Annotated in this window: 18 protein-coding genes; 3 read left to right on the top strand and 15 right to left on the bottom strand. The window is 42.2% G+C overall.

The features are described 5' to 3' along the window. Positions 1-57: 57 nt before the first annotated feature. The 4 genes from L6I86_RS11725 to L6I86_RS11710 all read right to left on the bottom strand — a co-directional run bounded on the left by L6I86_RS11725 (position 58) and on the right by L6I86_RS11710 (position 2990). Positions 58-981, bottom strand: a complete 924-nt coding sequence (locus L6I86_RS11725; protein ID WP_236287245.1) for a tyrosine-type recombinase/integrase — start codon at positions 979-981, stop codon at positions 58-60. Between the two features lie 171 nt (positions 982-1152). After that, positions 1153-1404, bottom strand: coding sequence for a YolD-like family protein (locus L6I86_RS11720; RefSeq protein ID WP_056625207.1), 252 nt, complete (start codon positions 1402-1404; stop codon positions 1153-1155). Between the two features lie 23 nt (positions 1405-1427). After that, the gene (locus tag L6I86_RS11715) at positions 1428-1631 is read right to left on the bottom strand and encodes a YwbE family protein (RefSeq protein ID WP_056625563.1); all 204 of its coding nucleotides are present in this window, start codon (positions 1629-1631) and stop codon (positions 1428-1430) included. A 159-nt stretch (positions 1632-1790) separates the two neighbouring features. Further along, positions 1791-2990 carry a hypothetical protein gene (locus tag L6I86_RS11710; protein ID WP_236287243.1) on the bottom strand — a complete coding sequence of 400 codons (1200 nt, stop codon included), beginning with the start codon at positions 2988-2990 and terminating at the stop codon, positions 1791-1793. 152 nt (positions 2991-3142) lie between these two features. Between L6I86_RS11710 and L6I86_RS11705 the strand changes: the two genes are divergently transcribed. After that, on the top strand, positions 3143-3994 hold the full coding sequence (locus L6I86_RS11705) for an AraC family transcriptional regulator (RefSeq protein ID WP_236287241.1): 852 nt from the start codon (positions 3143-3145) through the stop codon (positions 3992-3994). 92 nt (positions 3995-4086) lie between these two features. Beyond that, positions 4087-4371: a hypothetical protein gene (locus L6I86_RS11700; protein ID WP_236287239.1), complete on the top strand. Its 285-nt coding sequence runs from the start codon at positions 4087-4089 to the stop codon at positions 4369-4371. Between the two features lie 104 nt (positions 4372-4475). Here L6I86_RS11700 and L6I86_RS11695 read toward each other — a convergent pair whose 3' ends face one another. The 4 genes from L6I86_RS11695 to L6I86_RS11680 form a co-directional block, all read right to left on the bottom strand. Then, the gene (locus tag L6I86_RS11695) at positions 4476-4739 is read right to left on the bottom strand and encodes a DUF3892 domain-containing protein (RefSeq protein ID WP_235550656.1); all 264 of its coding nucleotides are present in this window, start codon (positions 4737-4739) and stop codon (positions 4476-4478) included. A gap of 77 nt (positions 4740-4816) precedes the next feature. Then, entirely contained in the window at positions 4817-5056 is a 240-nt protein-coding gene (locus L6I86_RS11690) for a hypothetical protein (RefSeq protein WP_056625198.1), read from the bottom strand. A 59-nt stretch (positions 5057-5115) separates the two neighbouring features. Then, positions 5116-6000 carry an anti-sigma-V factor RsiV gene (rsiV, locus tag L6I86_RS11685; protein WP_236287238.1) on the bottom strand — a complete coding sequence of 295 codons (885 nt, stop codon included), beginning with the start codon at positions 5998-6000 and terminating at the stop codon, positions 5116-5118. Between the two features lie 2 nt (positions 6001-6002). Then, complete coding sequence (locus tag L6I86_RS11680; protein ID WP_236287236.1) at positions 6003-6512, bottom strand: RNA polymerase sigma factor; 510 nt, start codon at positions 6510-6512, stop codon at positions 6003-6005. 155 nt (positions 6513-6667) lie between these two features. Here L6I86_RS11680 and xerS point away from each other — a divergent pair, with 155 nt between their 5' ends. Continuing rightward, the gene (gene xerS / locus L6I86_RS11675; RefSeq protein ID WP_056625189.1) at positions 6668-7750 is read left to right on the top strand and encodes a tyrosine recombinase XerS; all 1083 of its coding nucleotides are present in this window, start codon (positions 6668-6670) and stop codon (positions 7748-7750) included. Positions 7751-7792: 42 nt separating this feature from the next. Here the strand turns inward: xerS and L6I86_RS11670 are convergent, their stop codons facing one another. The 7 genes from L6I86_RS11670 to L6I86_RS11640 all read right to left on the bottom strand — a co-directional run bounded on the left by L6I86_RS11670 (position 7793) and on the right by L6I86_RS11640 (position 13640). Beyond that, a complete protein-coding gene (locus L6I86_RS11670; protein WP_236287234.1) occupies positions 7793-8458 on the bottom strand; it encodes a YjgB family protein in 666 nt (221 codons plus the stop codon). A gap of 186 nt (positions 8459-8644) precedes the next feature. Beyond that, positions 8645-9634 carry an L-glyceraldehyde 3-phosphate reductase gene (gene mgrA, locus L6I86_RS11665; protein WP_236287232.1) on the bottom strand — a complete coding sequence of 330 codons (990 nt, stop codon included), beginning with the start codon at positions 9632-9634 and terminating at the stop codon, positions 8645-8647. Between the two features lie 181 nt (positions 9635-9815). Continuing rightward, positions 9816-10844 carry a phosphotransferase gene (locus tag L6I86_RS11660; protein ID WP_236287230.1) on the bottom strand — a complete coding sequence of 343 codons (1029 nt, stop codon included), beginning with the start codon at positions 10842-10844 and terminating at the stop codon, positions 9816-9818. A gap of 24 nt (positions 10845-10868) precedes the next feature. After that, a complete protein-coding gene (locus L6I86_RS11655; protein ID WP_056625174.1) occupies positions 10869-11375 on the bottom strand; it encodes a hypothetical protein in 507 nt (168 codons plus the stop codon). 162 nt (positions 11376-11537) lie between these two features. Continuing rightward, entirely contained in the window at positions 11538-12131 is a 594-nt protein-coding gene (locus L6I86_RS11650) for a ribonuclease H-like YkuK family protein (protein ID WP_236287229.1), read from the bottom strand. A 112-nt stretch (positions 12132-12243) separates the two neighbouring features. Beyond that, positions 12244-13203 (bottom strand): C40 family peptidase, encoded by a 960-nt coding sequence (locus L6I86_RS11645; RefSeq protein ID WP_236287227.1) that lies wholly within the window; start codon positions 13201-13203, stop codon positions 12244-12246. 140 nt (positions 13204-13343) lie between these two features. Next, positions 13344-13640 carry a hypothetical protein gene (locus L6I86_RS11640; protein WP_236287225.1) on the bottom strand — a complete coding sequence of 99 codons (297 nt, stop codon included), beginning with the start codon at positions 13638-13640 and terminating at the stop codon, positions 13344-13346.

Raw genomic sequence — 13640 nt, 5'->3', positions numbered from 1 at the left:
AACTTCTCCCTCAATCCCTTTTATGCTCCGAATTAGCCAATTATGACAACTTAACCCTTAGATCCCCATTCCGACTGGAATAAATGCGGATACACGATTCATGGCTTCCTGCTTTTGTTTATCCCCTACATGTGTGTATATTTGGGTCGTTTGAATACTGGCATGTCCAAGCAACTCTTGCAGCGTTCGGATATCCGTTCCCGCTAACACTTGCATCGTTGCAAATGTATGCCTCAGCTTATGGCTTGAGAATGATTTCCCCTGCAGCTCCATATATTGCCCTTTCAATTGCTCGAACTGCTTCTCTGCAATCGATTGAATCATTCGTATGCTAATACGCCGACCGAATTGGGATACAAAGAACGGCTGCTCGCTCCCACTTCTCGCCTCCAGTCGCTCAACAAGCGCGCGCTCAAGCACATGTACGATTTCACTAGGGAGCGGGATGACACGCCACTTGCGACCTTTCCCTAGAACCATTAATGAATTCGTGCCGCGATTAAAATCGGAGATATTTAACCGATGAAGCTCACTGACCCGCAAGCCAGCGTAGCTCATCAAGAGGAACATCGCTACATTGCGAATCTGGTATTTCCCTTCGATGGATTGTAGAAAGACGGAAAGCAGCTTCTCACTCAGAAAGGTCGGAACCGAATTCTTTTCTACCTTCGATTTCTTGACTGCGATAGAAGGATTGTTCTTCACCAGCTGCAATTCAATGAGTGCTGAGAAAAATGTTCGGATCGATGAGAGATAGCGATTCCTCGCGGCATCTCCCGCTCCACCTTGACGCATCTTCGTCAAGAAACGCATGATATCAATTGCTTCAATCGTAGACAACTCTTTCTCTCCAAGGCTCGTCAGAAATAAACGCACATCTCCCAGGTACGCTTGTTGTGTTCGTTTCGTGAACCCCTGATCTTTCATCCAAGTGTCAAAAAGCTCCAAAAAGTCGTCATCATATGTGAATCTAGTGTCCATTCTAGTAAACTCCGTCCGTTACAAACTAAATTGCGTTAAATATAGATTTAGTGCAATTTTTTGGGGTGAAAAAATCGCTTATTCTTTACTATTCATAGCCAGACGCGTAACAACGCTGCATACAAAAGTAAAAAATAAGCGTATGAGTTAAATTTCAAGCTGTCGTTTCTATTAATCCCGCGGATACTCAACTTTCATAATATCCATGAACGGCACCTTATCCAGCTCGCCTTTACAATCCATATGTACTCTTCCCGTACGTGAATCCATCGTCGAGATCGTGCCTCGCACCGTTTCCTCGCGCCCCCAAACCGTTAAAACAATCTCGGAATTCTCCATCTTCGCTTCCGACAATTGGTTCCCGATTTCTTCTAATACGAATTCATCGCGTGTTGGCCGTTTCGCTACCTTCGCTTTTGCCATCCCCTATTCTCCTCCATGTTCCGTCAATTGGACGGCGTAATAATTTCTTTCACGCGGCCGACTTGGCCATCTGTGAGTCTTACTTTTATACCATGAGGATGTGTAGGTGAGTTCGTTAATAAATCCTTCACGATCCCGCGTGTAAGTTTCCCGCTTCGTTGGTCTTGCTTTAACACAATGTTCACTTCTCTGCCAGGTACTACATCTTTCCGATTTTGTCCATTCATGCTGCGTAAGTCGCCTGCTTTCATGCCATAATGTGATTCATTATACCATAGTTTCCCCATCTACCCCATCTCGATGAAGGATTTATCTATTATTTTTATTTAATGACATTAATAATTCATCACATTAAATTAAAATAAGACACAAAAAAAGCGTGAATCCTAAGATTCCACGCCTTTTATAACTGTCTTCACAGCAGATTCATCACTTTTTCTCGAAAAATAGGGGATTAACAAGGCACTTGAGAAACTAAAGATCATCACAGCCTTAAATACGTATCCATCAAAGTCCTGAATCCCGAGGATCAACGCCAGTAGAAACATTCGTGAAATAACAAGGATGAGTTCCCGCCATACCATTACTCTCGTTTGATGAATCGGTTCTAATTGATAGGTCACAAGAAATTGTCGGGAACTCCAAATTGTAGAGAAGAAGAACAAACCAATCGTCGTTAAGATGTTGGAAAGAATCAGAATCAAAGGAGTCGGGAATAACGCTAACAAGAACCCTGCTGCCGCTGCTGCCATGCCAAAGCTTAACCATTTGTTGTCACTAATATCACGTGTACGACTAAAACGACGATAAATGAACACACAAGCAATCGTGAACGATGTGTACATGATTTGGAGCAATGCAATGTTGAGCTTATCTTGTGTGACTGAAAAGGTAAAGATCAGTGAGAATATCCCCTGAAACTGAATGAAAAAACCGCCAGCAACAAGCGAAGGAATCATCCATTTCAATTGTGGTGTTGCAAATACATGGCCCAAGCGGAACTTACGAAAAACAGGTTCATTCGCTTTTTTTAAAGAAATAGCTGGAACGAAATACGATGTGAAAATCATAAGTGCGATGAAGATGAACATAATGAAGAAGGACGCAGTGAATCCCATCCACTTAATAATCACTGCAAATAGTAATGGATTAAGGAAAGAAATCAACTGACCAATCACATTGACTGCGGAAAAAAATACGGTAAACTCCTTCCCTTTGCCGAAAAGCGAGATGCCCATATTATTCGCAGATCCATACAAACCGTTCGTAAGCCCCACGGGAATTGCAATCAAAGAAATATAAAGGATTTTCGGTTCAAAATGCACCCAAGATAGAAGTACAAATGTGACGCCTGCCCCTATGGCAGCAACTCGCATAACGGAGCCAATCGTAAACTTGGATAGCAGATTGGCTCCGTACATAAAAGCCACTCCCCAAGCAAGAAACATAACGAGATTAAACCACGCAACGTCGAAGATTTGATTTCCTTTTTCCCAAATAAAAAGATTAATAAATATGCCCATATAGTTAAAAATAATGCCAGAACTTATACTCATCCATAATAGTCGTTTTAATGCGGTCGTCATGTTGTCCACTCTTTCTGAACGAATTTTTATAAACTAGTTACGTAGGCATAGATTCTCCCTTATAATGAACATATACGAAAGTTTATGCGGTTTAACTTTCATCATCATATCACGGAGTCAGTTCGGAAGGAATGTATGTTATGCCCAGGTTCATGGACGATACAATAAGTCCTTATCCACTTAGAATCATTACTTTACCTATCGATGCTAGTAAATTGAAGCTGCAATCCCTCCTCATTCGACATGTCGGACATCTGCCTGGGCGGATTATGTTTCGCGGACATGCCAAATTCGAGAGCTTTGCCATTGTATATATCGCAGGAGGCAAGGGAACTTACCGAGTCAATGACGGACCGGTTCAAAAAGTGGAGAGCGGCAGTCTATTTTTCTTCCGGCCGAATCAAGTTTATCAATATGGCCCTGATCCCGGAGGCTTCTGGGATGAGTATTATTTTACGCTCGAAGGCAGCCGAGTAAAGGAATGGCAGAACAGTTGGTTGACAGACTTAGATCAAGTGAAACAGGTTGGTTATGAAGATGCTGCCCAGCATAATCGGATTGAGCGAATATTCATTGCGATGGAAAGTGGCATTCCTGCTAATATTGATCGAGCAGCTTTACTTATTGAGTCGTTACTGTTTGAATTCATTCAGCGGGCAGAAGCCACAACGGAAACAACGAAGTCGGGGCAGTTCATCAATCTTATCAATGAGCTCAGTGATTCGTTATATCAACCCTTTGATGCACATAGCATTGCGAAACGACATCACATTTCACTTTCTACCCTTCGCAGAATCGTTAGTGATTATTCCGGTTATCCGCTAAACACTTATATGCATAGAATGAAAATGGCTGAAGCCAAAAATATTTTGTTGAATACGACGAATTCCGTAAAGGAAATTGCCGACTCGCTGGGTTATAAAGATGTCTTCTACTTCTCGCGTATTTTCAAAAAGTATGTAGGCGTCTCCCCTCATATCTTCCGAAATACGATGCACACATAATCACAAAAATTTCCGACTACTTAGCACGACTTGTCACATTGCCGCATATGATAGATTGAAAGCAAATCTTCGTATGTGGGGGTGAATCAGACATGGCACTTACACTATCGGGTTTAATGCTTTATGCAATGTGGCTTGTCTTGGGAGTCATGGGTCTTAGCTTTGTAGTAGATTTGTTTAAATCGTTCTCATCAAGCACGTTCTCCAGTTCTACGATTACAAATTACTTGAGAGACCTTTTGTACTTTGTGTTCCCTTTATTCTTACTTTCCAACATGATGCCGCTAGATCATACCGATTTCATTATCAAAATCGCCTATTATATCGGTGTACTTGGCGTCCTCTACAATTATGTTGGAGGCTATTTTAAAAAATAATTTTGCAATCGCATTCAAAGCTGCTGAGACGCTCAGCAGCTTTTTTAATGCAAAATGCAAAAAAACTGTTCACCAAATGAATGGTAAACAGCTTTTCAAATCCTTTAAAATCGCGGTAAATTTGATAAATTATTGCTTGGATCTCCATCTGGATAGGAACGCAAGGTTTTCTCGCCTTTCCGATTTACCCCCGTATTCGCATCTTCGATTAAATCGGCTTCCGTCATCTCAATTGCAGTCTGGACATCGACTACTTGGCCATTTTGAAATTGAACAGCCCCAATACTTCCATTTTCATAATGTACGGATTGGATCATAGCTTTATTCGGATCAATCGTATGCGGACCACTATTACGACGTCGCGGCATAATATCTCCTCCTCTATCTTCCTGCAAGTTGTACAACCCCACGAAAGGTGGGGTCGCATTATAGCTTCATTCAGATACTATGACTGTGTAGACTCACTCTGGGATTTAATTTCCTGCTTCAGATCTTCCGTCTTCTGCTGCGCTTGCTTAATTTGAGTTTGAAGATCCTCTAATTGCTGCTCAGCCTCAGTGAGAGCGGCAGCCGTAGCTTGCGAATAGATTTGCTGTGCAACTTGCAGCGTTTGCTCTGCTGCTTGCTCTGCTTTTTGAGCAACATCTTTGATTTGTGCTAAACCAAGTTCCTTTTGTTGCGGCATGGTAATACCCCCAGCTGATGTTTTGCATACCCAATTAATGTAGGCAACCTAGTCCTTTTTTATTCGGGCAAAAGATAAGCATGTGTACTTAATTGATCAACTAAAAGATTGGTCGGTATGATGAACTCTGGTGTCCCCATGTAACCTGGTGTAACCTCATATTTTTGAAACACGATGACAAGCTTGCCATCCTTATTGATATAGAAGCTTTGGTTTTTTTTTATGGAACTAAAATAAAATTTCACAGCATTCGGAACACCCTCTACCCAATATATTTTAGTTGGGTCCTCTTTCATCCGTTGTTTCATTTGCGCCTTAATATAATCACTAATCACTTGAACATATCCTTCATCCTTAAATAAGCTCGGTAAGGTGATTAGCAACTGATTTTTTTTATCAATCGTGTCATATTGGAAGGTTGTGGACGAAGAAGCCGCTGTGTTAACAACATATCTGCCTACCGCGAAGATCTGGTCATTGTCCGTTTTAACAATATACCCACTATCTACCCCAAGGTGTCCCTCTAATCCACTTGCTTTCATCTTCTCAATGTCGATCATGAAATCCGTGTAGAGCTTCCTGCTTTCTTCCAAATATTTGGTATTTAGGGATTCCTCTAACACTTTGTTTTCCAAATTCGTGATGATAGGGACTTCTACTTTTGCTTGATGTGTACCATCATCATACAAGTATTCGCGGAAGGTCAGCACTTTGATCAGTTTGCCAACGACGGGCATATCTGCTAACGAATGAGCGAAAGCTGGGCTCGTGTTAAGACCCGCAACAAATACGATAGCTGCCGCCGCGATTGCGGTCATCCATTTCAGATTAGTCCTAGGCTTTTTTCTATGTTGATTTATCGCTTGATTGACAATGAAATCGAGTTCTGCAGGAATAGGTATGTCCATATAGGTTTGTTTCATTTGTTCTAACTTCTCGTCCATGGTTAGTTTACCTCCACAAGCGTATCATCGTTCATTTTTATCCGTAAAAGTTTAAGTGCTTGGTAGAGCCGAGTCTTGATCGTACTTGTGTTTTCTTTTAACACATCCGCAATTTCATCGATCTTCAAATCTTCAAAATAGCGAAGCGTAATCACACTGCGATACATGGTAGGTAAATCTTCTAACGCTCTCTCCAAATCAATATTCGTATAGGCATCTTCACTGCCAGGCGTTATCGCTTCCATCGTCACATCATCCATAACAGTAAGTTTCTTATGTTTACGCAAGAAGTCTAATGAGGTATTGACGACAATTCGGTAAAACCAGCTTTTAATTGCCACATGGCTTTTCAATGAATCTGCGGCAGCAAAAGCCTTCTGAATCGCCTCTTGCACGATATCAAGTGCATCCTCTTGATTTTTCACATAGCTATAGGCAAGACGATATACATGCTCCTTATGCTCCGTTATACAGGTAATGAGTTCAGTTTCTAGCTTCCTATTCTTAGTCATATCGTTGATGACGCTCCTTTTACCGCGCGGTTAATCAGAATTGAATCATGTTGTAGCTAAGACGTTTATGGAGGCCAAATAGTTTGATCTCGATGCCTACCAATTTAGGGAATCCACTGGTATACTAACAGCAAGACGCTTATGAGGTGAACTGTATGAATATTATTAAAGTCAAAGACCGCCATGAGTTAGATCGACGAGTCCCTTCGATGCCTTGGTATATCGAGAAATTTATTAATTATAAGCTCCCTGATCTTTCACCTTCATCGCTTCTTGAATATGTACGCGATTATGAAATTTTCTTATCCTGGCTTCTTGCCGAAGGATTAAGCACAGCGACTGTAATGAATCAAGTTCCCCTGGAGGACTTAGAGCGACTACATATGGACAGCGTTAATAATTTTCGCATGTTCCTTGCAACTCGTAAAGCACAAGCTAATGGTAAAACTACGATTAACCGCAAATTATCTGCGCTGCGTTCCTTATTTCATTATTTGAGTCAAATTGCCGAAGATGATAACTTCTACCCGCTCCTGAAACGAAATGTAATGGCGAAGGTGGAGATCAAGCGTGCGCACAAGGCCAAAGACAGCGCGGCGAAGCTCGAAGGCAAGTTGCTGCAAGAAGAAGAAATTGCCGAGTTCATTGCTTATGTGAAGGAAGGCTATGAGCACGATGTAGCTACGAATAAACAAGCACTGTACGCCTATGAGTTAAATAAAGTCAGAGATGCTTGTATCGTCACGCTAATCCTAAATTCGGGACTTCGTGTATCTGAAGTGTTCAACTTAAACGTCGATGATATCGACATGAAATTGAAACTCGTCCATGTATATCGCAAAGGTAAAAATGACGATACGTTCAAAACGCCGGTCTACTTCCGGCTCGATGCCATTCAAGCCATCACAGACTACTTGAGTATCCGCACCTCCCGGTACAAGCCAGCAAAAAAAGAAAAAGCCCTCTTCGTTGCCATGGCGAATGGCAAAAAAGAAGGCGAACGTATGACGAAACGAGCAATTCAAGAGCTTGTGATCAAATACGCCAAAAGGTTTGGAAAGCCATATTTATCTGTACATAAATTGCGACATTCATTCGCTACCGACTATTACCTACAGAACGACTTGTACAAAACGCAAGAGCAGCTCGGCCATGCTTCCCCTGAGACCACGCAAATCTATGCGCATCTCACCGATCGTACTATGTCTGAAGCGATTGATAAGCGCGCGGAGTCTTAAGACCTTTCAAATTACTCCACGCGCGCACTGCTATTGCATTAATCAGCCAGCCATGTTGTTGATAGAGTGAACGGTATCAAATACAGAAATATGATCTACTTTGCCAGTGGATTTAGGAATAATAAATTTAAGCTGAAATTCATGTGAGGCTTTATAAATATAAATGGTATCATCACCATTGACTTTGGTGTCAGTCGGGTTGCCTAAAGCTTGTTCAATCTGACTTAACGTCAACGTGTGCAACTTTGAATCATTAGAGCGAATATCTATGATTTGACTTCCCTTATTATAACCAATAACAGCATTCTTCTTGGCGTAGGTCGCGTAAATGCCACTACCCGCTGATTCGGTCTTATCTGCCTTTCCCCACGATTTCTCGACATCGTCGATAAGTCCAGTATTCGCTGCAAACGGAATGCCGCTAACTTTGCCTGATTTGGCAAGCTCAAACATATCTTTAACTTGCTTAGTTACCGTACTAGCACTAGTAGATGACGAAGGCACCGGTGAAGCAGTAGGAGCCGCAGAAGGACTTGCTGTTGGACTTGCTACTGAAGTTGTTGCAGGTGTAGCGGTTGGTGATGGTGACGAACTAGGACTCGGAGTCGTATTGGACGCCGGTTCTTGTGTTGAGGAACATGCTGTTGCTAAGAGCATTGTCGACAAAATCAAAGTATATATCGTTGTTTTTCTTTTGTATATTTTCATAGTAATCTCCTCTAATCGATTTAGTTACAGTTTACTAACGAAGAAACCACATGAAAGGTTGCTAATAACGAAATAAAACAAACCATATGGGAATAATCCCCTATGGTTTGCGTTGTTCCATGCAATTCCAATTTTACTATGTAGTATGTTTCAAATCTTCTCTGATCATCCCTTGATTCTGAAAGATTACTTCAAGATTTTCTCAATTGCTGCCAATTCTTCTGGAGCAAACTCCAGATTTTTAAGTGCAGCCACATTCTCCTCAATTTGTGACACGCGGCTTGCACCAATCAATGCTGATGTAACACGTTCGCCGCGAAGTACCCAAGCCAGCGACATCTGTGCGAGGCTTTGACCACGAGAACTTGCCAATTCGTTCAATTGAATGATTTGGTTAAGCTTTTCTTCTGTGATGTCTTTTTCCTTCAGGAATTGGCTCTTTCCGCCGGCTCTTGAATCCGCAGGAATCCCGTTCACGTATTTATTCGTCAACAAGCCTTGAGCAAGTGGGCAGAATGCGATACTTCCAACACCGAAATCATCCAGCACATCTTGTAAGCCCTCCTCGATCCACCGATTCATCATACTATAAGCAGGTTGGTGAATAAGAAGTGGCGTACCTAAACCTTTAAGAATCGAAGCAGCTTCTTTGGTTTGCTCAGCCGTATAATTGGAAAGTCCAACATAGAGCGCTTTACCTTGACGTACAATTAAATCCAACGTCGCCATTGTTTCTTCGAAAGGTGTGTTCGGATCTGGACGGTGAGAGTAGAAAATATCTACATAATCTAGGCCCATTCTTTTCAAGCTTTGATCTAAACTGGACACCATGTTTTTCTTGGATCCCCACTCACCATAAGGACCTTCCCACATGTGGTAACCCGATTTTGTCGAGATGATGATCTCATCACGGTAAGCCGCGAGATCGCTTTTAAGCACACGCCCCATTAACTCCTCTGCTGATCCTGGTGGCGGCCCATAGTTGTTCGCTAAGTCAAAGTGTGTAATCCCCAAATCAAATGAACGAAGTAGCATAGCTCTTCCGTTCTCATGTAAATCTAAACCCCCGAAGTTATGCCACATGCCGAGGGATATAGCAGGAAGCTTAAGCCCCGATTTCCCAGTACGATTATATTTCATTTCTGCATAGCGTGTTGAACTTGCTTGATAGACCATGATTGTCCTCCTTCATAATTCTAAGTAACTTTGTTATTTGGCAAGAAACCTATGTATTCCCTAAAGTTTTCACAAATATCCTGCTTCCTATGTACCAGTATAGTTCAAGCCTATCAACAAAAAAAGAACTGAAAAAAACGTGTCTTACTAACCTTAAGGTTAGTATGGCACGCTTTATAGATTAATTCAGATCAAAACGAAGTAAGGTATTATGCTCTTGGAGCCATTTCGATTTCTCATAGGTATTGCCAATAATATCGACCAACACACCTTGTGGATCTACCCCATCCAAGTATCTTCCTAGGAAATGAATGAAAACATCTAGTCTACGAAGTTCGATTAACAAAGGTAATATCCTGATTTCTTCTTGTGATAATTGGACAAATTGACGGTAACCGTCATAGAATGCTTTGCTATTCCTTCTGAGTCTATCCTCGGGAAGCATCGGATCAATTAGATCGGATAAACAAACGGCAAGTTCCATAACCCTCACATCGATGGTTACAAATTCAAAATCAAGAATGGCTGCAAAACGTCCCTTGTCATCCACCAGCATGTTGGAACCATTAATATCGCCATGAACGAGTTGATGGGGAAGCTGACGAATCGTTGGTATTGCGCTGTACAAGGCCATGTAACGATTAAATATATAAGCAAGTTCGTCCTGCTGTGCGATGAAAGGCTCTGGCGGTTGCAGCGCGAACACTCGAATCGCATCTGGCTTGCAGCTAGGATGAATATGTTCTATTTCATAGTAAGGAGCGTACTCCGGTTTATCTGTAATTGAAATCTTGGCTAAGGAAGCAGATAGTTGTCCTGCTGCTTTCCCCATCTCTTGCAGTTGACTTAAATCTAATTCGATTGGATTATGACCATCTGTAAAAGTAAACAAGGCAGCAAGCTTCCCCTCATCATCATCCCCTAACGTCACCACGGTTCCCCCAGTTGGCAGCTCTAGTGGTATCGGAATTTCGAAAGGAAGCTCCTCCTTCATTTCAGCTAAACGAAGCAAAACACTATGCTCAAACATAATTTTGTTCCGGTCACGATGTGTCTCGTACAGCCGTAGAACATATGTACGACCCTCCACCTCAACGAATCGTGTTGTATTATTCATCCCGCCTGTACCAACACGAAGCGTCCATGTTTGGGCCCCGAACCAATTAGCAGGGAGTAATGCTAACTGTTCCTCTTTTTCAATGACTCGCATAATACCCTGACTCAGCTCCTCTTCTTATACTTGGTTGTCGCCTTCCACCGCGAATTCAAAATCCTCTACATCGAAAGCCTCAACCGGTATGGCAAATTCCACTAATCGTTCAATAAAATCAAATTGATCCGTTAATAGTACAGCTTGTTCTTTTATCGAAGTCAATATCAATTCCGTTTCGATGGGATCAAATTGATCGCCATAAGCTTCATTATCTATCGCATACACAATTTTCAATGTGACATGCTCATTTATAGGTAATGGAGGACTTTTTCCCCATGGTATGGATAAAGCTTTTTCTATTTTTTTCTTATTAAAAGATTCCTCAAAAAATGCAATGAGCTCACCGATCATTTGTTTGACGAAGCCATCATCTTCTTGCTCTAACATAATAGGTTCAGGGCTGCTATGCAGCTCATATAACTCTTGAATGGTCGTATAAGGAATCAAATAAGTCACAGGCTTTGATGGCAGCATGAGCTGGCCATGCACGGCTAACATCACCGCTTCGATAATAAACGTTTTGCTCATGGAGTCCCCCCTAATGCTACAATCATTATTCAGCAATACTTCGCTAAGAATACGCGGAAACCCTTTTTTCAAGTAGAAACACATCATACCCTTGCCTTAAAAACGAAACCGTTAGCACCCAAGATCGCTTGGACCATTCGAGCTAACGGTTCATAACCCAGCTTATAAACTGCCATCGAACACCTCATTGTCTTCATAAAGGGGGCGATATGGTTTCTTGGAGAAGCGATTCGCATAGGCGGATGCAACATAACAATCGGGTTTAATGACTGGCACCATACCAACAGATTCCACCCGTCTCACCATCTCTTGGACGAATTTTGCCGTCCGATTTCTATTCTCGTCATCCCCCGCATCAATATGAATAAACATATCGAAAGTGGCACCTTGATACAGATGAGGAAGAATAATACTTTCCATATCTAATCGCTTGTTTTCGTCAAAAAACATCGCAATCTCTTCACTTAACGTCGTTTCCATCGAAAGCTTTTCTTTGATAGAGTGAAGCGCTCTTGGTACGATGACTTGACGATAACATGCCCACGCTCCTTTCCCTAGCCGCTGGATCACTACGCCGGTAATGAATTTCGTATGACCTGTGTGTACCTGACAATCCGTCCCTATAATGAATTTATAGGTTGCCACGGGGTCAAGACGCATGAAATGAAGAATACGCTCGTGCACGGTATCCAGGTTAAGTCCTCTTTCCGCCCTGTTCCTAAATTCCAGTGGTTGGTTCGTCGCCGAAGGTTTCAAAGATAAGGCTCTCCCTTTCTCCATAGACTATGAGAAAAAAGGCGGATGCTGAAGGCAGCACCCGCCTCTCTTCTATAGTATATGGCAAACCTTGCCTGTTCGAACCATCAACTTATTTTAAAACAGGGCCACCGTACAAAAATCGATTTTCCCACTGCTTGCCATCAATTGTATCCACTCGAACGCCGCCGGATTCAACGGAATAAGTGTGCAGCATTTGGCCGTTGCCCAAGTATAAACCAACATGTGTAATCGGCTCAGTCAATACATTAATGCCATCGTAATCTGAAGCTTTGGAGCCTTTATAGCTGCTAAAAAAGAGAAGATCCCCGCGTTTTAACTTCGTCCAATCCTTCACAATGGGTCCCAGGGATCTCACATAGCTACCTTGCGCAGCAGAGTCACTTGGCAAGGACAATCGGAGCGCATCCCAATACATCGTTTGCACAAAGTCAGAGCAGTCGAATGTAGAGGGATCATTCCGTTCGGAACCAAATTCATAAGGAGTCCCTAAGTAGACTTCGCCTGCATTAATCACGGCTTCAATCTCATCCGCTACTGGCATATTAGGTTTGATAACGGAGAAATCCGCTGTTATGTATTTGGAACTAGAGCTTACATAGCCACTGACACCGTCAGAATCTTTGACTTTATACCAGCTATCATTCACTTTATCAGTGATAAGAACTTCTTCCCCTTTGCTCAGCATTCGAATCACCTTCGAACCTGAACTTGCGTCTGATGACGGTAACGTACGGAAATTAACGCCATAAATGATCTGTGCATTGCTCACAATCGTTATGTATTTACTGTTGGTCGATACGAATCCACTTACACCTTGCGCATCCTTAATTTGAAACCAATTCACTGTCGTATAGTCTTTCACCGTGACCACTTCGTTGGCCTTCAACATACGTATGACATTACTCGACGTACTTGGTTGATCTCGAAAACTTACACCTGCTACGATCTGAGCCTTCGTCACGACACCTTCTTCGGCTTGTGTAACTTTGGGAAGTAGAGCCATGAAGGATACCATCAATACCGCGATAACCATTGTCAACTTATTCATCGTCTTACCCTCCACCCTCTTGATGTTAAAATTTTCAATCGTATCCTTATTATAGTTTGAGGGGGTATTAGGCGAATATAGGTGAATGGTAGCGATTATTGCCATCGTATGCGTGGCGATTAGCCTATTGACGGCCAGGTTTAATTTTCCAATTTCCGCGCTTCAGCTTTACGTGTTAAAGAAGACCAAAAAAGGCGCCATTGCGGGGAGTTTTTGAGTTTTACATTCCCTATTTTCATCTCGTTTTCTTCCAATTCAATCACTTGCCAACTGCTTGGATCTGGAACGGCTTGCGATTCTAAAAAGGCTAAAGCGTGCTCGTTCGCATCCTCTCGCTCATGCCAGAATTTCACACCATAGTAGGCGAGTCCATAATGGTTAACCAGCGTTGTCGTATAAATTTGCTCAGACTCTTTCTGCTGCAGCACATAAGGCAT

This window comes from Paenibacillus allorhizoplanae (genome assembly GCF_927798215.1).
GTDB classification, from domain to species: domain Bacteria; phylum Bacillota; class Bacilli; order Paenibacillales; family NBRC-103111; genus Paenibacillus_E; species Paenibacillus_E allorhizoplanae.
This window is presented reverse-complemented; position numbering and strand designations above follow the sequence as displayed.